Raw genomic sequence first — 25,757 nt, forward strand, 5'->3', positions numbered from 1 at the left:
AAAAACCATGGACGCTGTCGCAGGTTTTTTGCAGGAGAGGATGGCAACGGCATACCTGGAACAGACGTGGGCTGTGGCGCTGGTTGGATCCATGAATCTCTTTATTGCTGACCATGCAAAGCTCATGCTGACCTGCTTCAGAAAATGGGTGTTGCAGGCGGCTCTTTTCATGGCATCGTGCTGTGCTCTCCTGATTGTGTTGAGCCGTCATTGCATATACCTCTATTATGACGGATGCCTGAAAACCCTGCTTGCGGATTCCGCCTTCGCTTCCGCATGTCCTTCCGGGAGCGTCTACTGGCTCTCCGGGCAACTTGCCCTCTATTCCGGGGTGTCGTTTTACTCGCTGATCGTTGTGTGCCTCTATCTGTTTGCGGCTCGGGTGATAGTGGTTACGGAGTATCCCGCAGATACATACCGGTGATGGAGCAGGCCGGGCTTCGTGCCGGTCATGATTCTCGTTAATCAAATCAAGTATCCCTATGACATGTCCTGCAACGTATACGGTTCCTGTCGCCAAGGGTGTGGTGACGGGTGTTCTGAAGAGGCTGATAGCCCGGAAGAAAGGCATTGCGAACTGGCACACCGGGGTTCTCCTGAAGCACCGGCTGCGGGAGGATCTGCGTTTTACCGACGCGGGTGTCCGTGCTCTGACTCCCGACCTGAACGATTGCTTCCGGCCGCTTTCTCTTGCCCTGACTCCCGGAGAGGTCGGGCGGTGCCGTACCGTCGAGGATCTCGCCTGGCTGATCTGGAACGCCGTTTCCGAAGAGTTCAAAACCAACCGTTAAATTGCATCGCATCATGAGAATGAGTCCGGTTTTTCTTTTGTTTTGCCTGTCTTTTTGCGCTTTTCCCGTTTATGCCGGCAGTGTCGAGGAGTTCGATGCCAACGGAAACGGCCTGATCGAACAGGGCAGTGAAATAACCGCGCTGCTTAAGAGTACCATAACGGTTCCCTATGCCGGCCTCGACACGAACCGTGACGGAAAGGTAGACTGCCAGGAGTCGGAGGCGCTCGACCGGAAGCTCGATGAGGAGATATCTTTCAGGCTCGAGGAGTACCGGGAGCTGATCGGCGATGCCGCAGGCATGCCGATTGCCGATGTCAGGCGCTTCATCGGTGGCCTGCCTGCGTCGTCTCCTCCGGCGGTATCCGACAACGGGCGCCTGCTGGTTCGCCGCGATTATGAGAATATCGGCGTGATGGACCAGAGCAAGGATCCCGCTACCGTGAAAGGGGCCTGGGTGGCCTATACGAAGGATTACGAGAACAGGAACGATATCTGGCAGATACGCGGTTCGGCGATGTACCTGCTGCGGAGCGAAACCGGTTTGGCGCCTTCGGAGGAAAAGGGCGGCGTGACGGCCTACAGCTTCGTGCCCGGAGTTTCTTTCGACCGGGTTTCAAACAGCAATGCGGGCTGTATGGACGTCAACTCCCTGACATTCCGGCTGGGTTCAGAGTTGGAATATATGGGCGGAGGATTTTTCGATGCCCAGTACTTGCGCCTGAACCTCGCCTATGCTTCGGATTTCGATCTTGAAAGCGGAGTACTTGCCCTCGAGGCTCAATGGGAGCCAGTCGATACCGGTATCGGCATGGGTGTCGGCCGATCGCTTCCCGGCGGACTTTTCGATTTTCGCTGGAGGCCGATCCTGCATGCCGAAGGCGGCAGGGTGATCGAACGGGGCGACAAATACTGGCTTGTCGGGGACGAAGGTTTTTTCAGGGCCGGTCCGAAACTGCACCTCGATTTGTGGCCGCTGTTTCTTGAGCGCGTAAGAATCGGGTTCGACTGGCAGTACCTGCACGGTTTCAGCGGTTATCCCGGTCATGTGCGGCTGTTCGAGGGCGATGTCAGCTACGCCCTGAATGAAAAAGGGAACTATGCTATCGGTTTCGCTTACCGGAAAGGCCGTCTGCCGCTTACCTTTGAACAGGTGGACGAACTGACCCTCGGCTTGTCGGTGAAGTATTGAAAGAAAAAGCGGGCAGGCAGAATCAAGGCTGCTTCATGACGCGCTTTTTTGCAGAACGGGAAACCGTTTTAGCCGGAGATATCTTCTGCATATCCCTTATCTTGCCGAATGAAAACCTATCCATCAAAGCGAGGGCCGAGTGTTTTCGTATGCGAGGGCCCTGCACAGGTCGTTGCGGATTTTCAGCAGTGCATCGTCATCGTGCTCCGTGCGGGCTGCCGGTTCGAGAAGGAGTGTATGCCGGTTGTAATGGATCGTTTAATCTTGACGGGGCGTGAATGAACGGGTGTATCATCATCATTCCATGTTATAACGGCGAAAGGCGCCTGGGCCGGGTGTTGCATGAGTGCGGATTGCTTGATGCCGATATTGTTGTGATTGACGATGGAAGCACTGATGATTCGCGGCGCATTTGCATGCTGCATGGTGTAAGGGTTCATTCCATCGACAGGAACAGCGGGGTTGGCCATGCATTACAGGCAGGATTTCGCATAGCCAGGGAAAACGGCTATCAGACAGTCGTTACGCTCGACGCAGATGGCGCCCATGACCCGAAAGACATTCCCGGCATGATCGAGTGGAAAATGAAGAACAATGTCGATATGGTTATCGGGAACAGATGGCATGGTGATGCTTTTTCCGGTATTCCAAGCTGCAAGCTTTCAGCGAACAGGTTTGCTGCGGCTCTGATGAAAATTGCAGCCGGCATAACACTTCCTGATGTGGCCTGCGGACTCAGAGTGTTCGATGTTTCGATAACCGAACGCTTTGGCGACACCACCGGTTTCGGCTTCCTGTATGAGATGATATTTTGTGTTTTGCAGCAAGGATCGATCGGCAGTTGCCCTGTCAATGTCCGATATGACGCATCGGATTTGTGGTTTACAAAAAAAGGGGAATTGCTTGATTTGATCGGCATCTGTGAAAAGTGGTGCCCGGATGTTGCCGTTTTGACGAAATTACGGCAGATAGGGGCCATGGTAAAGGGTCTTGAGCGTTTTGCCGTTTGCTTTTCGCATGATTCCCGGGTCAAGGAAATGTATGTTGTCCATCCCCTTGTCGCAAATGACGGGTTCGTTTTTCAGGAGCAGCACGCTTCGTTTTATGACGGCTTTGACCATGTGCTCTGTTTTGAACATGGGAGCTGCGCCTCATGAACCCATATGACCGGAACTCTTTCCATCCCGGTATGTCGGGGCCTTTCCATGCAGGCATCATTCCTGACGGAACACGTCGCTGGGCGCTGACAAACAACGTTTCCCCGGCCGGAGCTTATATGCTTGCGGGGACTGTCATGAAGGAAGTCATTATCTGTTTTCTTGAAGAGGGCGTTCATGAAATCAGCATTTATTTGTCCAGCGAGCAGAATTTCAAAAGAACCGGCGATGAGGTCGATGCGTTTTGCCGGGCAGGGGCGTCCTTTTCAGAAACGTTACTGGCCGGTATCGCTGAATCTTTTGGTCTGAAAGTCGTGCCGGTCGGAAATATGGGCATCATTCCCGGTTATTTGCGGGATGCTCTGGAACGCGTAAAACAGATGACGGCAGGGAACTCGGGGGGGCGGATCAATCTTTGTGTCGCTTATAATCCGGTAGAAGAGGTTTTTGATGCGGCGAGGCATGCCGGAACGTGTAGCGATGTATTGAAGGGTTTGTGGGTAAAAACACCCCTTGACCTTGTTGTCAGAACTGGCGGAGCGAATCTGTTGAGCAATTTTCTGCCGATGCAGAGTGGTTTTGCCCGTTTGTACTTTCTGGAAAAGATGTTTAATGATGTGGAAGTCGACGAGATTCGTCAAATCGTGGCATCGTTCAGGGAGATCAAAAGAAATTACGGGGAGTGAAAGGGGTTCCGGTCGTATACGATTTGCCTGCCATGAAGAGTCGTCATTCAGGAGCGCAGCGGCCGGGTATCAGAGGTAGACGGCGTAGTAGTAGGCGTTTTTCTTGATCTCGCTGATGACGAAGCGGTAGCTGGTTTTGTTTTTCCACCAAAGGAGCGTGTTCCACCAGTCGGGCTCGGTCGGGACGAGGATGATTTTTTTCGATGAACCTTCGAACACCCTGCTCCATGTCTGGTGAATCCTGAGCATGTGTGGCGGATCGCTTACGACGATGGCGCTCTTCCATCCGTTTTTATGCAGGGTTTCCGATGCGTTTACGGCCTCCTCCCATGTGGTTTCGGATTCCGTATCGACCTTGATGGCTTTTTTGGGAACACCGAGCGCTCTCATGCGGCGTTCCCTCCAGTTGGGGTGTCCGGGCCGGTAAAAGCGGGCGTCGATGCCGGTCAGGAGCACTTTGGGGGCAAATCCCTCCTTGTAGAGCTCAGCCCCTTTTTCCACCCTCAGACCGCTGTCGCCGCCAAGTACCACAATGACGTCGGCCTTTTCGGGTTCCTGCGCAGGGAAGGACACCACAAAGCCGAGGCAAAGGAATACTACTCCTGCAAGGGATGCAAGAGAGAGCAGGACGAACGTGATGAAATGGAAAAAGGCTTTTATCATGCGTGCTTCGGGAAATCGCTCATGCGCCGATTCATTGTGGGCTATCCTGGTTCAGAGACGGTAACTACCGGTATCCGGCACTGAAAGCTTGTTGATGATGGCATTTTTTACGATATCATGCAAAAAAAATCGGTAACGGAAATACATGAATTCCTTTTTTTCTGGCGGGAAGCGCTACCTGATTTCGGCATCTTTTTTCTTTTTTCAGGCAAATGTTACCTTGGAATGCCGGGGAGTGTTTCGGGACAGCTCTTTTTGTTTATTCCATGATCCGACTGCCCCGTTTTCCGGTGCCAGGAAATCCTCATGGACAGTAATCCAGACTCCGGGTTCTCCGGCTCCGTTCCCGCTTTTCCACGTGCGTTCGAACCGCTCATGACAATAAATGGAGATGCTCTTTAATCGTGTCGTGGCTCCCAGTTGTAAATTTATGAAAAGATACAGGATTTTTTCATTGCTGTTGCTCTTCTGCATTGTTGCAGCCCGCCCGCTTCAGGGGGCGGCGTTCAGAATGGGGATCGATGCACTTGAGGATTCGGGATGCCGTGAACTGCAGGGGAAAAAGGTTGCGCTCATTACCAATGCCTCAGGCCTCACTTCGACAGGCGCCAGCAATTACGCGATGCTTCTCCGGAACGCCTTAGACCTGAAGTTCGTCATGGCACCCGAGCATGGGTTTGCCGTGAATGTCGAGGCTGGAAAAAAAGCCGCGGGGACGCTGATCGGAGACAGCCTCAGGGTCTACTCCCTGTACGGATCATCGAAAAAACCCGATGCTGTTCTCCTGAAAACCGTCGATATCGTGCTTTTCGATCTTCAGGATGTCGGCGCCCGCTGCTACACCTATATTTCTACCATGAAGCTTGCCATGGAGGCCTGCATGGAGGCCGGAACGGCCTTTATGGTGCTCGACCGCCCCAACCCGCTCTCTCCGCTTGCGCCGGAAGGGTTCATGCTCGAGAAAGGGTATGAATCATTTGTAGGGGCTGTCGAGGTGCCGTTTCTGCATGCCATGACCGTTGGCGAAATCGCCATGCTGCTGAAAAAGAGCCGTTTTCCGAAGCTGGATCTTCAGGTGGTGAAGATGGAGGGATACCGGAGGGAGCTGTTCGGCGACGAACTTCCGGGGTTCGCTTTTGTGAGTCCCTCTCCCAATATCAGGAACGTCGAGACGGCGATTGTCTATCCTGCAACGGTTATGCTCGAAGCCACGGTGGTGAGCGAAGGCCGGGGAACCGACGCACCTTTCCTGCAGTTCGGCGCTCCGTTCATCGATTCGGCCGGACTTCTGGAGGAGCTTCAGGCCTTCCGCTTGCCGGGTGTTGAGTTTTTTCCCGTCCGGTTTATTCCGAAGTCCGGAAAATTCAGGAATGAAGAGTGTTCCGGTTTGAGGCTGAGGGTTTCGGACAGGAAGCGGTTCTCCCCGTTTTCCACCTCTGCGGCACTGCTTCTCTCTCTGCAAAAGCTCTATCCGTCGAGTCTGGGACTGATGAAGGATGGCGGTGTTTTTTTTGACCGCCTTGCCGGAACACCGCGCTACCGGGAGATGATTCTTGAACAACTGCCTATCGAGGTTATTCTGGAGGCAAGCCGCAAGGATGTGCGGGAGTTCGGGCGAATGCATCCTGCACGTTTTATCTATCCTGAACCGTAGTGTTTTTCGCTTTTCGTGTTCAGCGCGGTACGCGGTATTCCCCCATGACACCCTGTTTTGAAAGCAGAATCTGCCAGAGCTCGATGGTGCGCGCCCTGAAAGCTCCCGAAAAGCTGAGCAGGTAGTATCGCCACATGCGGTGAAACGTTTCACTGTAGCGGGATTGCAGCTGCTGCCAGTGTTTTTCGACGTTTTCATGCCAGGCCTGGAGCGTCAGCGAGTAGTCGTAGCTGAAAACGTGCCAGTCTTCGAGCTTGAAGAGTCCTTCATAGTTTTCGGTGATCTGGCTTGCACTCGGAAGCATGGAGTTCGGAAAGATGTATTTGCAGCTCCAGGGATCGCCATTGGTGGTGGGCGTGTTTCCTCCTATGGAGTGCAGCAGGGTCAGCCCGTCAGGTTTGAGACAACGGCTGACCAGTTCGAAATAGGTACGATAGTTTTTGTACCCGACATGCTCGAACATGCCTATCGAGTATATTCTGTCGAACATTCCCTGCAGTTTGCGGTAGTCGCACAGCTCGATAGCGACAGGCAGTCCTGCGCATCGTTCTCTGGCCAATGCGGCCTGTTCGGACGATACCGTTATCGCCGTTACGGAAACGTTATAGTGTTCAGCTGCGAATCCGGCCGCTCCCCCCCAGCCGCATCCGATGTCGAGAACCTTCATGCCTTCCCTGAGACCGAGTTTGTCGAAGACCAGGCGGAGTTTTTTTTGCTGCGCCTCATCAAGGGTATTTGCGTCTTTCCAGTAGCCGCAGCTGTAGATCATCTGTTTGTCGAGCATGCATTTAAACAGGTCGTTTCCTGTATTGTAATGATGTTCTCCGACCGTAAAGGCTCTTGAAGGTTGCTGGAGATTGCAGGTTTTGCCGATCAATCTGCCGATCAACCATTCGGGGGTAACGACTTTTCTGTCGCATTTAGCCGAGAGAAGGCGGAAAAAGAACTCCTCGAGGTCATCGCACTCCCACCATCCTTCCATGTATGACTCGCCAAGGCCCAGACTTCCCTGCGTGATTACCCTACGGAAAAAACGGATGTCATGGACATGAATGTCCCATGGCCTGTTGCCGTCGATACGGATGTCTGCGTTATTGAAAATGAGTTCAAGCTGCTTTTTAAAAAAGCTGTCAAGCATTGCTGTGCGATGCTGTGTCTGAATGGAGTTCAATGGATATTCCATGGCTGACGGATTGTTATCGATTGTCCTTTTACAGAAACAACAGGAGTGGTTCCGCCCCGTGCAACAATTCGGGTCTATCGGGGGACTTCAAACGGCCCTTCAATGCCGCTATGGGAGTATAAAGTCTGCCAGAGCTGCACGTGACGGGCTCTGAAGGAGCCGGCGGCACTGAGCAGATAGTATCGCCACATTCTGAAAAACCGTTCATCGTATGCGTTGCCGAGAGCCTGGCGGTGCTGTTCGATATTGTCGTTCCAGGCTTTCAGGGTAATCGAGTAGTCGTGTCCGAATGCGTGCCAGTCTTCGAGCACCAGAAGCCCTTCCGAGGCCCTGGTGATATGGTTGGCCGACGGAAGCATGGAGTTCGGAAAAATATACCGGCTTGTCCATTTGTCGGTATTGGTGCCGGTACGGTTGCTGCCGATGGTGTGCAGCAGAAAGAGGCCGTCAGGCGCCAGCGCCCGGCGGACGGTCTGAAAGAAAGTCCGGTAGTTTTTATGGCCCACATGCTCGAACATGCCTATGGAGTAGATTCGGTCGTAGGTTCCCGAGAGAGCCCGATAGTCCATGAGCCTGATGTCGACCGGCAGGCCACGGCAATGCTCTCTGGCGAGTTTTTCCTGTTCACTCGATATGGTGATGCCGGTTACCCTGACTCCGTACTCTTCGGCGGCGAACCTGGCGGCTCCTCCCCATCCGCAGCCGATATCGAGCAGGTGCATGCCCGGTTCCGGCCTGAGTTTGCCGAATACCAGACGAAGCTTCCGTTCCTGCGCCTCGTCGAGGTCGCGGACGTTTTTCCAGTAACCGCAGCTGTAGATCATGCGTTTGTCGAGCATGACCCGGTAAAGGTCGTTGCCGATATTGTAATGGGTTTGGCCGACGGTGAACGATCTTGCAGGGTTTTGAAGGTTTACCGCCTTGCCGAGAATCGAGCCGATGAAACGGGGCATTGCGGATACCTGTCTGTCGAGACCGTTGCGAAGCACACGGTAGAAAAATTCGTCGAGGGCGGGGCAGTCCCACCATCCGTCCATGTAGGACTCTCCTGTTCCGAGATGGGCTTCGGTAAGCACTCTTTTATAGAAGCGCTCGTCATGGACCTGGATGTCCCAGGGGTTCGGGCCGTCTACAAGAATACCCGCGCTTTCCAGAAGGCTTTGGAGCTTGCGCCTGAAAAAAGATTCCGCCATGAGTGCAATGAGTACGCTTGTACGAATATTGGACAATGTGACGGTACTGAACGGGAATATGTCAGCTTTAACGGTTAAAGTCCGTGAAAAAGTTCATTTACCAATGGAGTGGGTGCTTTTCAGCGGAAGGGGGATAAAGGGATGCGGGATACGTTTTGTGTGCGGATGCTGCCGAAAGTACTTTTTCTGATCGGGCAGGGGGGATTCCGGTGATCGGTCAGCCGGCGCTTTTTTTTCCTGTTTTGGGTTTTCCTGTGGATTCGTTTTTTTTCGGACGCCCCCGTTTTTTCTGGGAACAGCAGCTTTCCTGATCGGGATCGCGTTCGGCGACATCAGCTCCGTCATGCACCTCTTCGGCAAGATCCTCCTCGATGGAGTCCTCCGGGAGGATCACCTCATCGAGCAAAACTATTTCGTCACAGATGTCGTCGATAACCTCATCGACGTGGACATGCGCCTTGCCTCTGCTGCCCCGCTTGTTTTTCATGGCGGGTTCGATCAGGGTCATGACCTCGTTGATGGAGGAGAAAATGTAGAGCTGCTTGTCGAGATTGGTGAGTTTGAGAAGGTCCTTGATCTGCTGACAGAGCGAGACGAAGATCGCAAGCCCCTGACTCTGGTTCGAAAGCTGGTGCGCAATGAGCATGGAGCTTATGCCGCTCGAGTCGATGGCTTTGACCTGGGAGAGATCGATGATGAGGTTGCGGCTGTTTTCGTGCTGCAGGAGTTCTTCAATGGTTTGACGGAAACAGCTGGAGTGCCGGAAATCGAACACTTCTTCCTCGATCTTCAGAATGGTCAACTCCTTGCGGGATGATACCGAGTTTTTCATGGCAGTACTTCTGGTTAGGTCTTGAAGAGAGCGGTTCTCTCTGCAGCCTTTGTCGATCACGGGGCAGTTTTCTGCCTCCTCCGGTCAGGTTCAGCCGGGAACGGAGCGTTGCAGCTGAACGAAAGTGGTGCGGTGGTTCAGGATGGTGTTTCGGGCGCCCTGCAGCAGGCCTCGATAAGGGCCGCCATAGCAGCAGGATCTCCGGAAGCGTCCACCCAGTTAACATTAAGCCTATTTTTAAAAAAAGTCAACTGGCGTTTTGCATAATTGCGGGTATGCTGTTTTATAAGCGTAACCGCAATTTCGAGAGTCGTTCGGCCTTCAAAGTAATCGAAAAGTTCCTGATAACCTACCGTTTTCAGGGCGTCGGCTTTTTCCTCCCTCAGGAGAGAATAATACTTTTTATACAATAATTCAGCTTCATCGACCAGTCCGGCCTGGATCATTTCATCGACCCTTCCGTCGATTCGTTCGTAGAGCATGGCGCGCGGTATCGAGAGGCCGTATGAGAGGAAGGTGATGGCAGGGGCTTTCCTTGTTTGCTGCAGCTCGGTAACGGTACGTCCGGTGATTGCGATAATTTCAAGACTGCGGATAAGTCGCCGGGTTTTGGTTGGATCGAGGCTCTCCGCCTGAACGGGATCGAGCGTTTTCAGTCGTTCGAAGAGCTTTTCGCTGCCGAGGGAGCCGAGCTCCCTGGAGAGTTTTCCGCGGATTTCAGGATCACCGGGAGGCAGGTCGGCAAAGCCCCTGATGAGTCCTTCGAGATAGAGTGTCGAACCTCCGGCGACGATTGCCCGTTTTCCCCGAAGGTGAATATCGAGGATTCTTTGTTGCGCTTCAACGGCAAAATCGCCCGCTGTGAAGGATTCGCCGATGTTTTTTTCATCGATGAAATGGTGAGGGATTTCGTGCAGTTCCTTTTCGGGAGGTTTTGCAGAACCGATGGTGAGCTCGCGGTAGATTTGCCGGGAATCGGCGGAGATGATTTCGGCATCGAGTCGTCGGGCGACATTCAGTGCCAGGGAGGTTTTTCCTGAAGCCGTCGGTCCCAGAATTACCAGCACCGGTTTTTGTGGTTGAGTGGATGACATCGCAGCCGGATTCAGATTTCCGGGAAAATGCGCTTCAGGGCGAGGCAGAGGCGCGAAACAGGTAAGCCGACAACATTGTAGTAGCACCCCTCGATCCGGCGTACATAACAGGCCATGAGAGGATCCTGGATGCCGTATGATCCGGCTTTGTCGAAGGGCTTGACCAGATCGAGATAGCCGGCGATTTCGCGGTCGTTCATCGGCTCGAATTCCACACTGGTTGTCACGCATTCGCTGTAGGCGCCGGCTGAAGAGAGCAGGGCGAAGCCGGTATGAACCTTATGGGTTTTGTTCTGCAGGCTTTGCAGCATGCTGAAGGCGTTGTTGTAGCCGTCGGGTTTGCCGAGCATCTCCCCATTGAGAGCCACAACGGTATCGGCGCCGATCACCGTTACCCGCTCATGCGGATCGTGCAGCATTTTCCATGCGGCTTCGGCTTTCTCCAGCGCTACGGCGGCAACATTCTCCTCGATGGTTTTCGATGGATCGAACCTTTCTTCGGTATCGACCGGCAGGGTTCGGAAGCGCATGCCGAGCAGCGAAAGCAGCTCCTTGCGTCTCGGAGACTGTGATGCCAGAATGAGTAAGGGTGTTTCCATCGCCATGTTACTGCAGGTTGTTCCAGCCTCTCCGGTTCATGTCGATGTAGATGAGCCAGCCGGAAACCGCCGCAGCAAGGAAATAGAGCGCTGCCGGCAAGGGTTCGCCGAAAATGAGTTTTCCCGTTCCGAAGAGTGCCGAGTAAACCAGGACGATGCCGAGGAACCAGTCGGCGAAAAGCCGTGCGAATCCTTTGTCGGATTCCACATCGGGCATGGTGTCGGATATTTTTTTCCAGAACACTCCGCCGACTCGCGTTGTTCGGTAAAATGATTGGAGGGTTTTCTCTTCGGTTGGTGGGGTGAGAAAGGTAACCAGAAGTGTTGCCGATATGGTGAACAGGACGATGATGAAAATCGAAACCGGAAAGGTGATGCCGGTCATGAAGTGCAGCCAGCTGTATGCGGCGAATGGCGCAACCATGGAGGTGATTTCGCTCCAGGCGTTCAGGCGCCACCAGAACCAGCGCATGATCAGCACAAAGCCGGTTCCGGCTCCGCACTGGATGATGAATTCCCATGCCCCGGTTATGGTTTCGAGCACGAAGAAGGTTATGTAGAGTGCAAAGATCGCTGTAAGCACGGTGACGGCCTTCGATACCCTGACGTAGTGTTTCGCATCGGCTTCCTGCCTGATGAAGCGTTTGTAGAAGTCGTTGATGAGGTAGCTCGTCCCCCAGTTCAGGTGCGTGGCGAGGGTCGACATGTAAGCGGCCAGAAATGCCGCGACAAGCAATCCTTTCAGGCCGGGCGGAAGGATTGCTCTCATGACATGGACAAACCCGTCCTCCTTTTCGGCTGCCGGCAGGTCCGGAAACATGACGAGGCTTGCCAGTCCCACAATGATCCACGGCCAGGGTCTTATGGCGTAATGGGCGATGGTGAACCAGAGGGTTGCCAGGAGCGAATGCTTTTCATCCTTTGCGCTCATCATGCGCTGGGCGATGTAGCCGCCCCCTCCCGGTTCCGCCCCCGGATACCAGGAGGCCCACCACTGGACAAAAGCCATGGCGGCAAATGAGGCAAAGGGCAGGGCGAATGCCCCTTGTCCGATGGAGGGTGAGTCGGCGGACGAGGAGATAGCCGGGAAAAAATCGAACATCCATGCCGGAAGTGCGCCCTTGAGTCCTCCTGCGGCGGCGACGGAAGGGTGCTGCATGGCAAGAACCGCCAGAATGATGCAGCCGGCCATGGCGATGAGAAACTGTACGGCGTCGGTGACCGAGACGCCCCAGAGGCCGGAAAGTCCGGAATAGAGGGTGGTCAGGACTACAAGCGCCACGATGGTGAGTTCGGGGTTCAGTTCAGGCATCATGATGCGGATGATCTTGAACATGGCGAGATTGACCCAGCCGATGATGACCGCATTGATGAAAAGGCCGAAATAGAGTGCCTTGAACCCCCGGAGAAATGCTGCAGCCTTGCCGCTGTAGCGAAGTTCTATGAATTCGAGGTCGGTCATGATGTTGGCACGCCGCCAGAGACGGGCAAAGAAAAAGACCGTAAGCATGCCACCCGAGACGAAGGTCCACCATACCCAGTTGCCGGCAATACCGTTTTTGGCCACGAACCCTGCCACAGCCAGAGGAGTGTCGGCGGCAAACGTGGTTGCCACCATCCCTGTTCCTGCGAGCCACCAGGGAAGTTTGCGGCCGGAAAGGAAGAACTCTCCGACATTTTCCGATGCTCGCGAAGAAAACATCAGGCCGATTGCCAGCGTCAGAATCAGGTAGCCGGCAATGAACGCGTAGTCGAGAACGGTGAACTGTTCCATAGGTGTTTTCGGCGGTTATATTCTGCAGGACGGCGCATACGCCGCCGCCCGCTGTTGTCATCGGTTCTCCGAAGACACTTCACCCCTCGATTCTCGAAAGATCAAGAAAACTCTGGTATCGGTCCTCGATTTCCAGAAGGTCGAGAGCGTTAAGGCGATCGGTGCCGAATTTTTCGACGCAGAAGCTTGCCATGGCGCTGCCGTAGAGTACCCCCTTGCGCAGTTCGAGATCGGTGACGGCTTCGCAGCGCGAGAGGTGGCCGATAAAGCCTCCGGCAAAGGTGTCGCCGGCTCCGGTCGGATCGTAGATGGATTCAAGCGGGTATGCGGGTGCGGCGAAGATGCCGTTGTCGGTGAAGAGCAGGGCTCCGTGTTCGCCTTTTTTGATGATCAGGATTTTCGGGCCCATCGCGCGGATGATTCTCGCCGATTTCACAAGGTTGGGATCGCCGCTGAGAATGCGGGCCTCACTGTCGTTGATGATGAAGATATCGACGCGCTCAAGGGTTTTTTTCAGTTCTTCGGGTTTGCCCTCGATCCAGAAGTTCATGGTGTCGCAGATGACCATTTTCGGAGCCGTTATCTGGTCGAGCACCTTGACCTGCAGTTCCGGATCGATGTTGCCGAGGCAGACGAACTCCGATTTCCGGTACTGTTCCGGCACATGTGGATCGAAATCGGCAAAGACGTTGAGCTGGGTGTCGAGCGTGTCGCGGGTGTTCATATCGTAATGGTAGCGGCCTGCCCAGCGGAAGGTTTTGCCGTTATCGACCTTCTGGATGCCTTTGGTGTCGATGTTTCTGGAGTGGAGCAGGTTGAAGTGCTCATCGGTGAAATCGGCACCGACCACGCCCACCATATTGATGTCGTCGGTGAAGTAGCTTGCCGAAAGAGCGATGTAGGTTGATGACCCTCCAAGGGTATCGGGGGAGTTGCCGAAGGGGGTTTCGATATCATCAAATGCAAGGGATCCGACGACGAGAATTGACATGATGGTAAGTGTTTTTCAGGGTTGACGATAAAAGTTCAAAGATAATGAATTCAGGATTCAATTCTGTTGGGGGAGTTCAAAAAGCATGCATTGCCCCGGTTTGCAGGAAACGGTGAGTTTATGGTCCGATACCTTGTGGTTCTCGCCTGCAATCAGTTCGAAGAGCGTTTCGTCTCCGAACGAGAACTCGATGGTGCCGGTTTTCGGCTGCTCGCCGTTGCTGTTGCCGATGAAGAGCAGCGACTGTTTTCCGTTTTTACGCAGCACTGCGAAAAGATCGGGTTCGGTGACATAAGGGAGCACTATCGATCCTTTATCGCCGCACCCGATGAGTTCCGTATACCGGCTGCGGATGGCGAGGATGTTCCTGATATACCCGTTGAGGGGGTCGAGGTTGTTGGTTTTCTGCCAGTCGAAGCTGAACGTGCTGAAAAGGGGCAGTTTTTCTGCCGGGAAGCGTGTCCTGTCGCTGTCCTCGAAATTCAGACCGAGGTTGACCGGGTGCCATTCGCAGATTTCCATACCCGAGTGAAGGAACGGTATGGAGGGAAGAATTGCACTGAGCGTGAAAACGAAAAGCGCACGGTTTCGGCCGGTTTCCATGCCGGGCCAGCGGTGGCATACCCTCGGGGTGTTGTGGTTTTCACCGGTTCCGAAAAAGGGGAGTGCAATGCCGGTTTTATTGAGGTAGTTCAGGAGGCCCCTGATGAACACCGTGTCGTGAACGACAAAGGGCAGGGAGCCGAATACCGCATCGAACCCTTCATCGCGCACTTCGGGTGTGGGATCGAAGTTTTCATCCCAGAAAGCGAAGTCGGGCCTGTTTTTTCTTGCCGATTCCACAACCATCCGCTTGAGCTGGCCAGGGAGGGCATGGCCCATATCCATCATGGCTCCGTCGATACCGAAGGTTTCCTGATAGCGGGGGATGATCGAAAGAACGGTATCCCAGAGTTCACGATTGAAGGTTTCAGGGTTGTCGAGGGCCGTGTCGTACATCCTGATGGTGTTGTAGGCGATGTAATTGAAGCTCGGATGGTTGTGCATTTTCAGATAGGTGACATCGGTCCATGGCGGCTGTCGGTCGTCGGGCGGCCAGTCTGAAAAGGCGCTGGCTACATGGCAGGGCTCTCCGTTTTCGCCGTTACCCTCGATCGCTCCGCTCTGCTCTTCCACGGATACCGGAGCGGGAACGAACATGCCGGTGTACTCGGGCGATGGTGCCGGAAGGTTACAGAGGTCATGTTTGTCAACCTTTTCATAAATGGAGTTCAGGGTGTCGGTGTCGAAAACCGGAGGTCCGTATCGGTTTCCGTCTGCGGTTCCGGAAAGCCAGTAAAACCAAGAAGGATGGCTTTTCACCCACCGGCTGTCGATGGCTGCAGTTCTGAAAACGAATTCGAAGACAACCCTCATGCCAAGCAGGTGAGCAGCTTCGACAAAAGCCTTCAGGAGAAAATCCGACGTAAGCCCGAGCGCAGGTTCATCGAGCATGGGATCGATTTCCATCGGGTCCTTGACGGCGTAGGGAGAGCCGAGGTTTCCTTTTCTGTTTGCCTTGCCGATGGAGGTCAGCGGCAGAAGATAGACGGTGTTGGCTCCGAGGGAACTGATATAGGGGAGCAGTGCAATTGCTTTCAGGAGTGTTCCTGTCTCCCTGAAGCCGCAGGCAAGCGGTTCGGGACTTACGGTCTGGTCGAGGTCGTGATCGAAAGCCGTGGTCAGGCGGACGAACATGTTGTAGACAACTGCCGATCGGCTCCACAGGTGGTCATTTTCAGTTCCGGAGGGAGATTGCGGATGGTCGAGTATCCTCTCGATGATGCCGGCATAGTAGGTGCCCGGCTGCACGGCGACGCTCCCCTGGAGGTTGCCGGTCCAGAGTTGCGGAATGTAGTAAGGCTGATCTTCAGGCAGGGAGGGGAGCTTCTGCAGGAGATCGAAGAGCGTTTCGAGATGGGTACTCTGCACAGGTAGTATTATCTTTAAGGGTTTTCCAACCCCTGTCATTTTTGAAAAGAAACGGAAGGGCGCCACATGCAATTGTATTATATATGTTACACGCCCACGCCCCGACAGCGGCGCTCTTAAGATAGCGATTTCCCTTTTATGAAGAACATAAGGCTGGATGTTGAATATGACGGAACGGATTATTGCGGCTGGCAGCGTCAGTCCGAAGTGATTCCTACGGTTCAGGGGGAGCTGGAACGGGTGCTCTCCCGGATTCTTCAGGAGAGTATCGCGCTTACGGCAGCAGGAAGAACCGACAGCGGGGTGCATGCCCGGATGCAGGTGGTTAACTTTTTGACCTGCTCAGCAATGGAGCTTTCACGGATGGCCCACGCATGCAATGCGCTGCTTCCTTCTGTAATCAGGGTTAGCAACCCACAGGTCGCTGCGCCCGATTTTCATACGCGCTTCAGTGCCAGAGAGCGGGAGTACCGGTATTTTCTGCTCGAGCGGCCTTCAGCCTTACGCTACCGCTTTACCGGCTGTTCGAACGGGGTGCTCGATCTTGCGGCCATGCAGAGAGCCGCGGACTTTCTTCCCGGTGTGCATGACTTCCGCGTTTTTTCCAGGGAGCCGTCCGGCAAGGATGACCTTTTGTGCCGGATAACGGAATGTGAATGGCTGCGGGAGAACGGCACACTGGTTTTCCGGATACGGGCAAACCGTTTTCTGCGTTCCATGGTACGGTATCTGGTTGGTGCGATGATTGCTGTCGGCAGGGGAGTCGTCTCTCCGGAAGAGTTCGGGGCAGTTCTCGAATCCGGAGTGCCGCATCGGGTGCCGCAGGTTCCGGCGGCACCGAACGGACTTTTTTTGTGGGACGTTACCTACTGATCGGGTATAAATACCCCGATATTTATTGTAATAATCATGAACTGTTTTTATGTTTACTTTTCAGGGGATAGCTGTTGATCTGCTGCGAGCTCCTTCTGTCTCGTCCTCGAAACGCCAGGAGCTGCCAAACAGCGGTTCCTCTTACAAGAGTATTGTTGCCGATATGGAATTTTTTTCTAATCCCCCCCTAATACCGGATTTCCTGTGAAAATCAGTTTTTTCCATAGAGTAGGTACGCTTCTCTTTTTATTGCTGTTTGTTCATAATTCCGTTCACCCGGCGTTTGCCGGAGACTCACGCTCCGACAAATCATCGGTAGCGGAAATTCTCGACAGCCTCGTCTATGCGACCTATTTCAAGGACGAGTATTTTTCTCCGTCATCGAAAATGCCCGATCGGGGCGCTTTCACCTCCCACTTCGTTCCGCAGTTCAGCGATTCGGTCTATGCCTCGCGAATTGCCGCCCTTGACCGTAAAACACCCTTCAAACTTGTCTATAACGAGCACGTAAGGGGTTTTATCAGGGTTTACGCTGTTGACAAACGGAACAGTACGGCCAAGATTCTCGGTCTTTCAAAATTGTATTTTCCCCTTTTCGAAGAGCATCTCGACAAGTACAACGTTCCTCTGGAAATGAAGTATCTCGCTATTGTCGAGTCGGCTCTGAACCCGACGGCAGTTTCCCGGGCCGGTGCGAAAGGATTGTGGCAGTTCATGTACGGTACCGGAAAGATGTATGGTCTCGAATCTTCGTCGTTTATCGAAGACCGCTACGATCCCTACAAGGCGACCCTTGCAGCAAGCCGGCATCTTCGCGACCTCTATAAAATATACGGCGACTGGTTCCTCGCCCTTGCTGCCTACAACTCCGGACCAGGCAACGTCAACAAGGCGATAAGAAGGGCAGGCGGCGCAAAGGACTACTGGGCTATCTGGGACTACCTTCCGGCAGAGACAAGAGGATATGTTCCGGCGTTCATTGCGGTGAACTATATCATGAATTATTACAGGGAACATAATATCCGTCCGGTCGAACCCGGATATCTCTATCAGGATGTCGATACGCTCAGGGTATCGAAGATGCTCTCCTTCGAACAGATCAATGAGACTATCGGTATCTCCATGCAGGACCTGGAGTTTCTCAATCCCCAGTACAAGCTCGGTATCATACCCGCTGCCGATTACACGCCGAATGTGATCAGGCTTCCCCGGAGGTTTGTTTCCCAGTTCCAGCGTCGTGAAAAGGAGATCTATGCATACAAGTCGAAACGCGTACTCGAACGCGAACAGCTGCTTGCCAGGGTGCAGAGTATCGAAGCTTCCGCTCCTGCTGCTGTCAGCCAGACAACTCCGGAAGGTCAGGTTCGCAAGGTGCATTTTGTCCGTCCGGGTCAGGATATCGGCATGATTGCCCGTTTTTACCGTTGCGAGCCGAGCGAAATCATCCGCTGGAACAATCTGAAAAGTACCGCTCTTGTTCCTGGTCAGCAGCTTGTTGTTTTTGCCGGAAACGGGGGTGCTGAAAAGGTTGCAGCGGCACAGGTTCCTGTTCCTGTTATGAACCAGCCCCAGACGCCTGTTCAGGTATCCGTTCCCGCTTCGCCTGAGCCCTCTTCCCTGTCCGCTCCGGTTGCGGTCAAAGAACCGCCGGCGGCGAGGAAGCCTGAACGGAAGAAGGAAAAAATCGAGATGCATCGGGTTGAACGGGGAGAGACGGTCGCCTCGATAGCCCGTCGGTACGGAGTGAGTGTCGAGGAGCTTGGGGCTCTCAACGGACTGAAAGGCAAAATGAATATTGCTCCGGGTCAGAAGCTGAGAGTCAGTGGTTCCTCTGCAGGAAAAGCCTCTTCCCGGAGAACTGTGGCAGGGAAGGCGAAATACCACAAGGTCAGGAAGGGCGACACACTCTCCTCGATCGCCGATCGTTACGGAGTCAGTGTCGGCGACCTTGCGGAATGGAACGGCATCGGAAAAAAGAGAGCAATTCAGCCTGGTCAGAAACTCAGGGTGGCTTCGCGCTGAGAGGGTTTTACTCTTCCGTTCCGGCAAGGTATTTATGCTTTTGACGGCTTTTTTTTCAGGGTGTTAATTGTTCCGGTCTCATGTTCCTTTAAACAAGAATTTTGTTATCTTAAGCCTTTTCGGGTTGCTTAACTGACGGAAAAGGGTGGTTTGTCGGAATTGCTTTGTCAATCCTAAATGAGAATAAAAAAAACGTATGCGTAATATCATTTTTACCGGAAAGGGGGGCGTCGGCAAAACCTCTGTCGCCGCAGCCACGGCACTCAAAGCTGCGGACATGGGGTACAAAACCCTTATTATGTCTACCGATCCGGCGCACAGCCTGGGTGACTCGCTTGATGTTCAGTTAGGCCCGTCTCCTGTCAAGGTGGCGGAAAATCTCTGGGCTCAGGAAGTCAGCGTTTTCGGTGATCTCAATCTGAACTGGGACGTCGTCAGGGAGCATTTTGCCCATCTGATGGCATCCCGTGGAATTGAAGGCGTCTATGCCGAAGAGATGGGTGTGCTTCCGGGCATGGAAGAGCTTTTTTCGCTCTCCTACATCAAGAGGTACAACGAGGAGCAGAAAGACTACGATCTTCTTGTTGTCGACTGTGCTCCTACCGGCGAGACCCTTCGACTGCTTTCGCTGCCTGAAACATTCGGATGGTTCATCAAGTTCATCCGCAATATCGAGAAATATATGGTCAAGCCGGTTATCAGGCCTCTTTCGAAAAAGATCAGGAAAATCGACGATTTTGTGGCTCCTGAGGAGGTTTACGAAAAAGTAGACAATCTGTTCTCTTCAACCGAAGGGATCATCGATCTTCTTGCCGACGGTTCGAAATCGACGGTTCGACTGGTCATGAACCCGGAAAAAATGGTCATCAAGGAGTCTATGCGGGCATTGACCTATCTCAATCTTTACGGTATCACGGTTGACAGCATCACCATCAACCGGGTTATGCCCGACCAGAGCAGCGATCCCTATTTCCAGAGATGGCGCGGTATCCAGCAGAAGTATATCGAGCAGATTCAGGATGCTTTCGCACCTATTCCGATTGCTGAAGTGCCGTTGTTCGAAAACGAGGTCGTCGGTCTCGAGATGCTTCGCAAGGTCGGCGCAAGGGTCTATCCTGACCAGAATCCCCTTGACATTTTCTTCAAGGAGGATCCTATCAATATCACCAAGGTGTCTGAAGGCCACTACAAGGTTCGTGTCCGCCTGCCGTTCATGGAGAACATGGGCATGGAACCCAAGATTCTCAAAATGGGCGACGATCTTACCATCCGTATCGGAGATTATCAGAAAATCGTGGCTTTGCCGATTTTTCTGGCCGGCATGGAATCCACCGGCGCTTCCTTTGAAGACAAGTGGCTCAGCATCGACTTTGCCAAACAGCAGTAGTCGTTCTCTTTTCGGTACACGCAAAAAAACCTGCCTTTCACGGCAGGTTTTTTTGTGAGCGGTTTTTTGGTAAGGAAGAGATTTTCAGATCGAGACGACTGCGGCCTCGGAAACGCCATCCACCTGTTTGATTTCATTGAGCAGGGTTGTCTCGACATTGCCGTCGACAACGATTGCCGTCATGGCGAGCAGCTTTTCCTCGTCCCTCGACAGCGCCACATAGGCGACATTGAGGTTGTGCTGCAAGAGGTGCTGGGTTACATTGGCAATGACTCCTGGCTTGTCGATGTTGTTGTAGATGATGATAGTTCCTTCCGGTTTGAACTCCACGAGGAACTGGTCGATCATGACGATCCTGATCGCCTTGTCCCCGAACACGGTTCCGCCGATCATGCGTTTTTTCGTTCCGTTTTCAAGTTCCACCCGGATCAGATTGGTGTAGTCGGGATTTTCCTTCTCGAATTTCTGTTCGAGGGTAATGCCCATTTCGGCGGCCATGGTGAAGACATTGATATAGTTGGTGTCGCTTGACTGACGTACGTCGAGAAAACCTTTGAGTGCGGCGGCGGCAATGACTTCGCTGTATTTCTGGAGATACTCCCCTGAAGTCCTGATGGTCATGGTGTGGGCTTCGAGTGGCGTGATCTGTGCAAGCGTGGAACCGAGTTTTTCGGCCAGCATAAGATATGAGGCGACCCCGGGAGCCTGCGCAAGTTCGACCGCCGAAGCATTCACTGCGCCTTCAAGCTTGCCTTTCTGTTTCCATTCGACAATCTGTTCGGCAATCTGAACGGCTACTTTCTGCTGTGCCTCGTTGGTTGATGCGGCGATGTGAGGTGTTACAATAACCCGTTCGAGTTTCAGCAGGGGATTATCCGGATTGACCGGTTCTGACTCGAAGACGTCGAGAGCTGCGGCCGCGACCTTTCCTGATGTTATGGCGTCGGCAAGATCCTCTTCGTTGACGATGCCGCCCCTTGCGCAGTTGATGATGATCACTCCCTCTTTCATCAGGGCGAAGGTCTCGTTGGAAATCAGGTTCCGGGTCGATTCGTTCAGCGACGAGTGGATGGTGATGACGTCCGCCCGGCTGAAATTCTCGTGCAGGGGGAGCAGTTCGATATTCAGATGCGCGGCATACTCGTCGGGGATCATGGGATCGTAGGCGATGGTTTTCATGCCGAACGCCTGCATGCGGGATGCCACCTCACGCCCGATCTTGCCGAGTCCGATGATGGAGATGGTTTTACCCTCGAGCTCGATGCCGGTAAACTTTTTCTTGTTCCAGAGTCCTGCCTTGAGTTCCGCAGTCGCCTGGGGGATCATGCGCGCAGCGGCCATGAGCATGCCGCAGGCATGTTCGGCGGCCGAGACAGTGTTGCCTCCCGGGGTGTTCATGACGATGATTCCATGCCGGGTAGCAGCTTCGATGTCGATATTGTCGACTCCGGCCCCGGCTCTTCCTATCAGTTTCAGGTTTTTGCCGCATTCGATGATTTCCGATGTCACCTTTGTAGCGCTTCTGACAATGAGCTTGTCGAACTCTCCGATGATCTCCTTAAGTTCTTCCTTGCTGATTTTCGGCTTTTCGGTAACATCAAAACCGTTTCGTTCAAGGATTTCGGCGCATTGCCGGTCAACACCGTCAGTGATCAGCACTTTCATCTTGCTTCTGATTGAGATTTCACGGAACTCTGTAAGAGACGATTTTCTCTTGTTTTATGCAGGCTTCCCAAAAAAGGGCCTGTTTTTTGTCAATATATGTTTTTTTGCAGCTATGCGGCGAAGGAAATCGGTGCCTGAAGGGTTCCCGGGATCCCTGGAATGCTTTTCGGGAAGCACTGCCCTCTCCTTCCGGGAGGGCTGGAATTTATTGGTGTATTTACCGATTATATATTCGGGTTTTTTTTATCTTCCAAAGCTATAAAATTACAGAAAAAAAGATTTTCGCGGTATTACGGATGGAACAGTTACACGACTTAAGAGTCTCAACGATCAAGCGGCTTCCTTCTCCGAGGGCACTCAAGAAGCAGTTGCCGGTTGACGATCATATTGCTTCGACGGTCTGTTCGGGCCGTCATGAAGTTGAACATATATTGAACGGCACGGACGGGCGGCTTCTGGTTATCGTCGGTCCCTGTTCGATCCACAGTGTGGATTCGGCTCTCGACTATGCAGAGAAGCTTTCCGGGATGAGGAAGGAGCTGCAGAACGAGCTTTGTATCATGATGCGGGTCTATTTCGAAAAGCCTCGCACGACGGTAGGCTGGAAAGGTTTCATCAACGATCCTCATCTTGATGATTCATACGATATCGAGCACGGTCTCTATTACGCCCGCAAGCTTCTGATCGATATCAATGCCCTGGGTCTTCCCGCGGCAACCGAGTTTCTCGATCCCATTACACCCCAGTATGTCGCCGATGTGGTGAGCTGGGCGGCTATAGGGGCAAGAACCATCGAGTCACAGACGCACCGTCAGATGGCCAGCGGCCTGTCGATGCCGGTCGGCTTCAAGAATTCCACGGATGGCCGCCTTGGCGTGGCCGTCGATGCCATCTGTTCTGCCATGCACCCGCACAGTTTTCTGGGTATTGACCAGGATGGCTTCAGCAGTGTGATAACCACCAAAGGGAATCCTTGTGGCCATCTTGTGCTCAGGGGGGGAGCTGTTCCGAATTACGACCCACAAAGCATTGCAAGTGCTGAAATGCTGCTTGAAAAGGCAGGTCTGCCGCAAACCCTCCTGGTGGACTGCAGCCATGCGAATTCCGGCAAGAAGCATGCCCAGCAGTTGAAAGTCTGGGAGAACATCCTCGAACAGAAAGCCGTCGGCAACAAGAGCATTGCCGGTGTCATGATCGAGAGTAATCTCTGTTCGGGCAACCAGCCGTTTCCTGAAGATCCTGAAAAACTCCGGTACGGTGTTTCGATAACCGATGAGTGCATCTCCTGGGAGGAGACAGCCCGGATGCTTCGCGAGGGTGCTGAAGTCATGGGAAAACTCGTTTCAAAAGAAGTATAGTCATCCTAACATATAATCCATGAGAACCATGAATATCGATCGTCTTGTTTTTGCTTTTGCCGGCTGTTTTGTGCTTGTGAGCGTCCTGCTTTCCGTCTATCATAATCAGAACTGGCTCTGGTTTACCGGCTTTGTCGGTCTCAACCTTTTTCAGGCAGCCTTTACCGGATTCTGTCCGCTGGCCAAAATCCTGAAAGCTGCTGGTGTTCAGCCGGGAGAGGCCTTTAAATAAAGAGTCTCGTTCCGCAGAATTGCAATCCCCCTTTAGAGGGGGATTTTTTTTCTCCAATCGCACCATACAGCATCATGACTATTGAAATCAGGCAGGTCAGCACCAGAAAAGAGCGAAAGCAGTTCATCACTTTTGCCTGGCAGGTTTACCGTAACGACCCTGAACTGAACCGGTACTGGGTTCCGCCGGTCATTGCCGATTACATGAAAACCCTCGACAGGGAGGTTTTTCCGCTTTACGATCATGCTGACCTTGCAATGTTTACAGCCTGGAAGGACGGAAAGCTTTCCGGGACGATAGCCGCCGTGGAAAACCTTCGTCACAATGAAGTGCATCAGGACCGTGTCGGTTTCTGGGGCTTTTTCGAGTGTTTCAACGACCAGCAGGTTGCCGATGCGCTCTTCAGCGCCGCAGCCGGATGGCTGAAAAAGAAAGGGCTCGATACCATGCGGGGTCCGGTCAGCCCCTCGATGAACGATCAGTGCGGCATGCTTGTCAAAGGCTTCGACAGCTCTCCGGTGTTTCTCATGCTCTATAATCCGCCCTATTACAACGATCTTGTGCTGAAGTCCGGTCACCATACCGGGCAGGAGCTGCTGGCCTGGTATATCGACCAGTCGATCATCGATATCCAGCGGCTCAGAAAGATCGCCGCTCATGTCATGAAACGCGAGGGTCTCTCCATCCGGATCATGAATATGAAGGATTTCGACCGGGAGATCGAACGGGTAAGGGATATCTACAACAAGGCGTGGGAGAAGAACTGGGGGTTCGTACCCATGACCGACAGGGAGTTCGATTTTATGGCAAAAAGTCTCAAGCCTGTTGCCAATCCCCACTATATCTACTTTGTCGAAGACCGCGACAAGCGGACTATCGGTTTTTCACTCTCGCTTCCCGACATCAATCAGGCACTGAAGCATGTCAACGGCAATCCCTTTTCGCTATCCGGATTTATCAAATACCTCTGGTACAGTCGCAACATCAGTACCGTCAGAACCATAACAATGGGCGTGCTGCCCGAATATCGCAACAAGGGAATCGACAGCATTCTCAACACCCATATTGCCGATTATGGAGGCAAACACGGGGTGTTTGCCAGCGAAATGAGCTGGGTGCTGAAGTCCAACGAGGCGATGAGCAAACTCGCAAAGGTGATCGGAGGAAAGCCCTACAAGGAGTATGTGATCTACGAGAAAACGATTGCATGACGTTTCTTGCCGGATTAAAAAAACAGAAAGGAGCCGTTTCGGGCTCCTTTTCTGTTACACACACACGGAGAAAAGAACAGTTACCTTCGGTTCAGAACGATGCCATGAAGACGAGGTGCGACTTTTCGGTATCGGGATTGTAGATGTATGACGCGGTGTAGCGGTCTTTCGATACCGAGATGCCGGTGTTGACCAGTGCGATGTCGTCGCTTTCTTCGATACCGTACTGATCGCCGTAGTAATCTTCGTCACCAGCTCCGACAACAGCTTTTGCACTGTAACCGTCCTTGTCGTAGAATTTATAGCCGGCTTCGAAATATTTGGCATTATCATAATCGTTGCCGCCCACGAACATGGCTGCAAGGAGGCTCAGGTTTTCATGGCTGTAACCGACGCTGACTTCAAGGGTGTTTGGCCCGTCACTGGTGAAATCGAAGCTGTCGGAATTGCCGTCTACCGGTACATAGTAGTCGGTAAGCGTCAGGCTGAGCGGGCCTACAGGCACGGTGAGGTACAGATCCACTTCCTTGTATCTCTGGCCGTCGTTCTCGGAGATGGCGTATGATCCCCATGCGCCTACCACGATACCGATGCCGGGAAAGGTGTAGGAGAGTGCAGGCTGGATTGCCGGTGAGTCACCGAGCTCTCCGCCTCTCCATACGTAGCTGCTCACCACGTCGGCACCGATCTTGAATCCTTCAGCCTGTGCGGTGCTGCCCAGTCCTGCAAAGAGTGCTATGGCGAGGGTTGCGAGTTTTGCGGTTTTCTTCATCATTCCTTGTACTCCTGTTTCTGTTGTTGTGATGTTGTTTCCGGCAGCTCCGTTCTTCCGGAACGGAGCTGCCCGTTGGTTGTTGTTGCGTGAAAAAAAACTTCAGCCTATGGCGTCATGTCCGGTTTCCTCGGTTCTGATGCGGATGCACTGGGGAAGATCGAATACGAAGATTTTTCCGTCACCGATCTCTCCCGTTTTGGCTCCCTTGACGATCGCCTTGACGGTTTTGTCTGCGAACTCGTCATTGACACCGATCTCTATCTTCACCTTCTTGAGAAGGTTGACCTCACTTGGTACGCCGCGGTACACTTCAGTGTATCCTCCCTGGGCGCCGCACCCGAGAGCATTGGTCACCGTCATTTTTCTCACCCCTACTTCCGCGAGCGCAGCCTTCACGTCGGGCAGTTTGTGGGGCTGAATCATTGCGACAATGTATTTCATGCGTAAGCTCCGG

Annotated in this window: 24 protein-coding genes; 12 read left to right on the forward strand and 12 right to left on the reverse strand. The window is 53.2% G+C overall.

Annotation, left to right across the window (positions count from 1 at the left end):
- Nucleotides 1–7 precede the first annotated feature (7 nt).
- From K9G39_RS04380 to K9G39_RS04400, 5 genes are all read left to right on the forward strand, one after another.
- Nucleotides 8–424: a hypothetical protein gene (locus K9G39_RS04380; RefSeq protein WP_292003718.1), complete on the forward strand. Its 417-nt coding sequence runs from the start codon at nucleotides 8–10 to the stop codon at nucleotides 422–424.
- 58 nt (nucleotides 425–482) lie between these two features.
- Nucleotides 483–791: a hypothetical protein gene (locus K9G39_RS04385; protein ID WP_292003719.1), complete on the forward strand. Its 309-nt coding sequence runs from the start codon at nucleotides 483–485 to the stop codon at nucleotides 789–791.
- 13 nt (nucleotides 792–804) lie between these two features.
- Entirely contained in the window at nucleotides 805–1,983 is a 1,179-nt protein-coding gene (locus tag K9G39_RS04390) for a hypothetical protein (RefSeq protein ID WP_292003720.1), read from the forward strand.
- A gap of 278 nt (nucleotides 1,984–2,261) precedes the next feature.
- Entirely contained in the window at nucleotides 2,262–3,140 is an 879-nt protein-coding gene (locus K9G39_RS04395) for a glycosyltransferase family 2 protein (RefSeq protein WP_292003721.1), read from the forward strand.
- Between the two features lie 32 nt (nucleotides 3,141–3,172).
- The gene (locus K9G39_RS04400) at nucleotides 3,173–3,826 is read left to right on the forward strand and encodes an undecaprenyl diphosphate synthase family protein (RefSeq protein ID WP_292003722.1); all 654 of its coding nucleotides are present in this window, start codon (nucleotides 3,173–3,175) and stop codon (nucleotides 3,824–3,826) included.
- 69 nt (nucleotides 3,827–3,895) lie between these two features.
- Here the strand turns inward: K9G39_RS04400 and K9G39_RS04405 are convergent, their stop codons facing one another.
- On the reverse strand, nucleotides 3,896–4,489 hold the full coding sequence (locus K9G39_RS04405) for a YdcF family protein (protein ID WP_292003723.1): 594 nt from the start codon (nucleotides 4,487–4,489) through the stop codon (nucleotides 3,896–3,898).
- 430 nt (nucleotides 4,490–4,919) lie between these two features.
- Between K9G39_RS04405 and K9G39_RS04410 the strand changes: the two genes are divergently transcribed.
- A complete protein-coding gene (locus K9G39_RS04410; RefSeq protein WP_292003724.1) occupies nucleotides 4,920–6,143 on the forward strand; it encodes a DUF1343 domain-containing protein in 1,224 nt (407 codons plus the stop codon).
- Nucleotides 6,144–6,162: 19 nt separating this feature from the next.
- On the opposite strand, the gene cfa (K9G39_RS04415) is transcribed toward K9G39_RS04410, so the two are convergent.
- The 8 genes from cfa (K9G39_RS04415) to K9G39_RS04450 form a co-directional block, all read right to left on the reverse strand.
- The gene (gene cfa, locus K9G39_RS04415) at nucleotides 6,163–7,326 is read right to left on the reverse strand and encodes a cyclopropane fatty acyl phospholipid synthase (protein WP_292003725.1); all 1,164 of its coding nucleotides are present in this window, start codon (nucleotides 7,324–7,326) and stop codon (nucleotides 6,163–6,165) included.
- Nucleotides 7,327–7,400: 74 nt separating this feature from the next.
- Nucleotides 7,401–8,519 carry a cyclopropane fatty acyl phospholipid synthase gene (gene cfa / locus K9G39_RS04420; protein ID WP_292003726.1) on the reverse strand — a complete coding sequence of 373 codons (1,119 nt, stop codon included), beginning with the start codon at nucleotides 8,517–8,519 and terminating at the stop codon, nucleotides 7,401–7,403.
- Nucleotides 8,520–8,736: 217 nt separating this feature from the next.
- Complete coding sequence (locus K9G39_RS04425) at nucleotides 8,737–9,351, reverse strand: STAS domain-containing protein (protein WP_292003727.1); 615 nt, start codon at nucleotides 9,349–9,351, stop codon at nucleotides 8,737–8,739.
- A 137-nt stretch (nucleotides 9,352–9,488) separates the two neighbouring features.
- A complete protein-coding gene (gene miaA / locus K9G39_RS04430) occupies nucleotides 9,489–10,445 on the reverse strand; it encodes a tRNA (adenosine(37)-N6)-dimethylallyltransferase MiaA (protein ID WP_292003728.1) in 957 nt (318 codons plus the stop codon).
- A gap of 11 nt (nucleotides 10,446–10,456) precedes the next feature.
- A complete protein-coding gene (locus K9G39_RS04435; RefSeq protein WP_292003729.1) occupies nucleotides 10,457–11,044 on the reverse strand; it encodes a Maf family protein in 588 nt (195 codons plus the stop codon).
- Between the two features lie 7 nt (nucleotides 11,045–11,051).
- Nucleotides 11,052–12,818, reverse strand: a complete 1,767-nt coding sequence (locus K9G39_RS04440) for a sodium:solute symporter family protein (RefSeq protein ID WP_292003730.1) — start codon at nucleotides 12,816–12,818, stop codon at nucleotides 11,052–11,054.
- A gap of 79 nt (nucleotides 12,819–12,897) precedes the next feature.
- Nucleotides 12,898–13,809 (reverse strand): PfkB family carbohydrate kinase, encoded by a 912-nt coding sequence (locus K9G39_RS04445; protein WP_292003731.1) that lies wholly within the window; start codon nucleotides 13,807–13,809, stop codon nucleotides 12,898–12,900.
- Between the two features lie 57 nt (nucleotides 13,810–13,866).
- A complete protein-coding gene (locus tag K9G39_RS04450) occupies nucleotides 13,867–15,780 on the reverse strand; it encodes an alpha-amylase (protein ID WP_292003732.1) in 1,914 nt (637 codons plus the stop codon).
- Between the two features lie 138 nt (nucleotides 15,781–15,918).
- On the opposite strand from K9G39_RS04450, the gene truA reads away from it, so the two are divergent.
- From truA to K9G39_RS04465, 3 genes are all read left to right on the forward strand, one after another.
- Complete coding sequence (truA, locus tag K9G39_RS04455) at nucleotides 15,919–16,653, forward strand: tRNA pseudouridine(38-40) synthase TruA (protein ID WP_292003733.1); 735 nt, start codon at nucleotides 15,919–15,921, stop codon at nucleotides 16,651–16,653.
- Nucleotides 16,654–16,857: 204 nt separating this feature from the next.
- A complete protein-coding gene (locus K9G39_RS04460; protein WP_292003734.1) occupies nucleotides 16,858–18,675 on the forward strand; it encodes a LysM peptidoglycan-binding domain-containing protein in 1,818 nt (605 codons plus the stop codon).
- A 196-nt stretch (nucleotides 18,676–18,871) separates the two neighbouring features.
- A complete protein-coding gene (locus tag K9G39_RS04465) occupies nucleotides 18,872–20,062 on the forward strand; it encodes a TRC40/GET3/ArsA family transport-energizing ATPase (protein ID WP_292003735.1) in 1,191 nt (396 codons plus the stop codon).
- 84 nt (nucleotides 20,063–20,146) lie between these two features.
- On the opposite strand, the gene serA is transcribed toward K9G39_RS04465, so the two are convergent.
- On the reverse strand, nucleotides 20,147–21,727 hold the full coding sequence (gene serA / locus K9G39_RS04470) for a phosphoglycerate dehydrogenase (protein ID WP_292003736.1): 1,581 nt from the start codon (nucleotides 21,725–21,727) through the stop codon (nucleotides 20,147–20,149).
- 296 nt (nucleotides 21,728–22,023) lie between these two features.
- Here serA and K9G39_RS04475 point away from each other — a divergent pair, with 296 nt between their 5' ends.
- The 3 genes from K9G39_RS04475 to K9G39_RS04485 all read left to right on the forward strand — a co-directional run bounded on the left by K9G39_RS04475 (nucleotide 22,024) and on the right by K9G39_RS04485 (nucleotide 24,528).
- Nucleotides 22,024–23,085, forward strand: a complete 1,062-nt coding sequence (locus tag K9G39_RS04475) for a 3-deoxy-7-phosphoheptulonate synthase (protein ID WP_292003737.1) — start codon at nucleotides 22,024–22,026, stop codon at nucleotides 23,083–23,085.
- A gap of 28 nt (nucleotides 23,086–23,113) precedes the next feature.
- Complete coding sequence (locus K9G39_RS04480) at nucleotides 23,114–23,317, forward strand: DUF2892 domain-containing protein (RefSeq protein ID WP_292003768.1); 204 nt, start codon at nucleotides 23,114–23,116, stop codon at nucleotides 23,315–23,317.
- A 74-nt stretch (nucleotides 23,318–23,391) separates the two neighbouring features.
- Nucleotides 23,392–24,528 carry a GNAT family N-acetyltransferase gene (locus K9G39_RS04485; protein ID WP_292003738.1) on the forward strand — a complete coding sequence of 379 codons (1,137 nt, stop codon included), beginning with the start codon at nucleotides 23,392–23,394 and terminating at the stop codon, nucleotides 24,526–24,528.
- A gap of 91 nt (nucleotides 24,529–24,619) precedes the next feature.
- Here K9G39_RS04485 and K9G39_RS04490 read toward each other — a convergent pair whose 3' ends face one another.
- Nucleotides 24,620–25,300 carry a hypothetical protein gene (locus K9G39_RS04490; RefSeq protein WP_292003769.1) on the reverse strand — a complete coding sequence of 227 codons (681 nt, stop codon included), beginning with the start codon at nucleotides 25,298–25,300 and terminating at the stop codon, nucleotides 24,620–24,622.
- A gap of 102 nt (nucleotides 25,301–25,402) precedes the next feature.
- Nucleotides 25,403–25,744, reverse strand: a complete 342-nt coding sequence (locus K9G39_RS04495; RefSeq protein ID WP_292003739.1) for a P-II family nitrogen regulator — start codon at nucleotides 25,742–25,744, stop codon at nucleotides 25,403–25,405.
- Nucleotides 25,745–25,757 lie beyond the last annotated feature (13 nt).

It is taken from the genome of Chlorobium sp. (genome assembly GCF_021740465.1).
In the GTDB taxonomy this organism is placed as follows: Bacteria; Bacteroidota; Chlorobiia; order Chlorobiales; family Chlorobiaceae; genus Chlorobium.

Coding starts and splice junctions, on each gene's coding strand:
- K9G39_RS04380 (WP_292003718.1), top strand. CDS start 8: ATGGACGCTGTCGCAGGTTTTTTGCAGGAGAGGATGGCAACGGCATAC.
- K9G39_RS04385 (WP_292003719.1), top strand. CDS start 483: ATGACATGTCCTGCAACGTATACGGTTCCTGTCGCCAAGGGTGTGGTG.
- K9G39_RS04390 (WP_292003720.1), top strand. CDS start 805: ATGAGAATGAGTCCGGTTTTTCTTTTGTTTTGCCTGTCTTTTTGCGCT.
- K9G39_RS04395 (WP_292003721.1), top strand. CDS start 2,262: ATGAACGGGTGTATCATCATCATTCCATGTTATAACGGCGAAAGGCGC.
- K9G39_RS04400 (WP_292003722.1), top strand. CDS start 3,173: ATGTCGGGGCCTTTCCATGCAGGCATCATTCCTGACGGAACACGTCGC.
- K9G39_RS04405 (WP_292003723.1), bottom strand. CDS start 4,489: ATGATAAAAGCCTTTTTCCATTTCATCACGTTCGTCCTGCTCTCTCTT.
- K9G39_RS04410 (WP_292003724.1), top strand. CDS start 4,920: ATGAAAAGATACAGGATTTTTTCATTGCTGTTGCTCTTCTGCATTGTT.
- cfa (WP_292003725.1), bottom strand. CDS start 7,326: ATGGAATATCCATTGAACTCCATTCAGACACAGCATCGCACAGCAATG.
- cfa (WP_292003726.1), bottom strand. CDS start 8,519: ATGGCGGAATCTTTTTTCAGGCGCAAGCTCCAAAGCCTTCTGGAAAGC.
- K9G39_RS04425 (WP_292003727.1), bottom strand. CDS start 9,351: ATGAAAAACTCGGTATCATCCCGCAAGGAGTTGACCATTCTGAAGATC.
- miaA (WP_292003728.1), bottom strand. CDS start 10,445: ATGTCATCCACTCAACCACAAAAACCGGTGCTGGTAATTCTGGGACCG.
- K9G39_RS04435 (WP_292003729.1), bottom strand. CDS start 11,044: ATGGAAACACCCTTACTCATTCTGGCATCACAGTCTCCGAGACGCAAG.
- K9G39_RS04440 (WP_292003730.1), bottom strand. CDS start 12,818: ATGGAACAGTTCACCGTTCTCGACTACGCGTTCATTGCCGGCTACCTG.
- K9G39_RS04445 (WP_292003731.1), bottom strand. CDS start 13,809: ATGTCAATTCTCGTCGTCGGATCCCTTGCATTTGATGATATCGAAACC.
- truA (WP_292003733.1), top strand. CDS start 15,919: ATGAAGAACATAAGGCTGGATGTTGAATATGACGGAACGGATTATTGC.
- K9G39_RS04465 (WP_292003735.1), top strand. CDS start 18,872: ATGCGTAATATCATTTTTACCGGAAAGGGGGGCGTCGGCAAAACCTCT.
- serA (WP_292003736.1), bottom strand. CDS start 21,727: ATGAAAGTGCTGATCACTGACGGTGTTGACCGGCAATGCGCCGAAATC.
- K9G39_RS04475 (WP_292003737.1), top strand. CDS start 22,024: ATGGAACAGTTACACGACTTAAGAGTCTCAACGATCAAGCGGCTTCCT.
- K9G39_RS04480 (WP_292003768.1), top strand. CDS start 23,114: ATGAATATCGATCGTCTTGTTTTTGCTTTTGCCGGCTGTTTTGTGCTT.
- K9G39_RS04485 (WP_292003738.1), top strand. CDS start 23,392: ATGACTATTGAAATCAGGCAGGTCAGCACCAGAAAAGAGCGAAAGCAG.
- K9G39_RS04490 (WP_292003769.1), bottom strand. CDS start 25,300: ATGAAGAAAACCGCAAAACTCGCAACCCTCGCCATAGCACTCTTTGCA.
- K9G39_RS04495 (WP_292003739.1), bottom strand. CDS start 25,744: ATGAAATACATTGTCGCAATGATTCAGCCCCACAAACTGCCCGACGTG.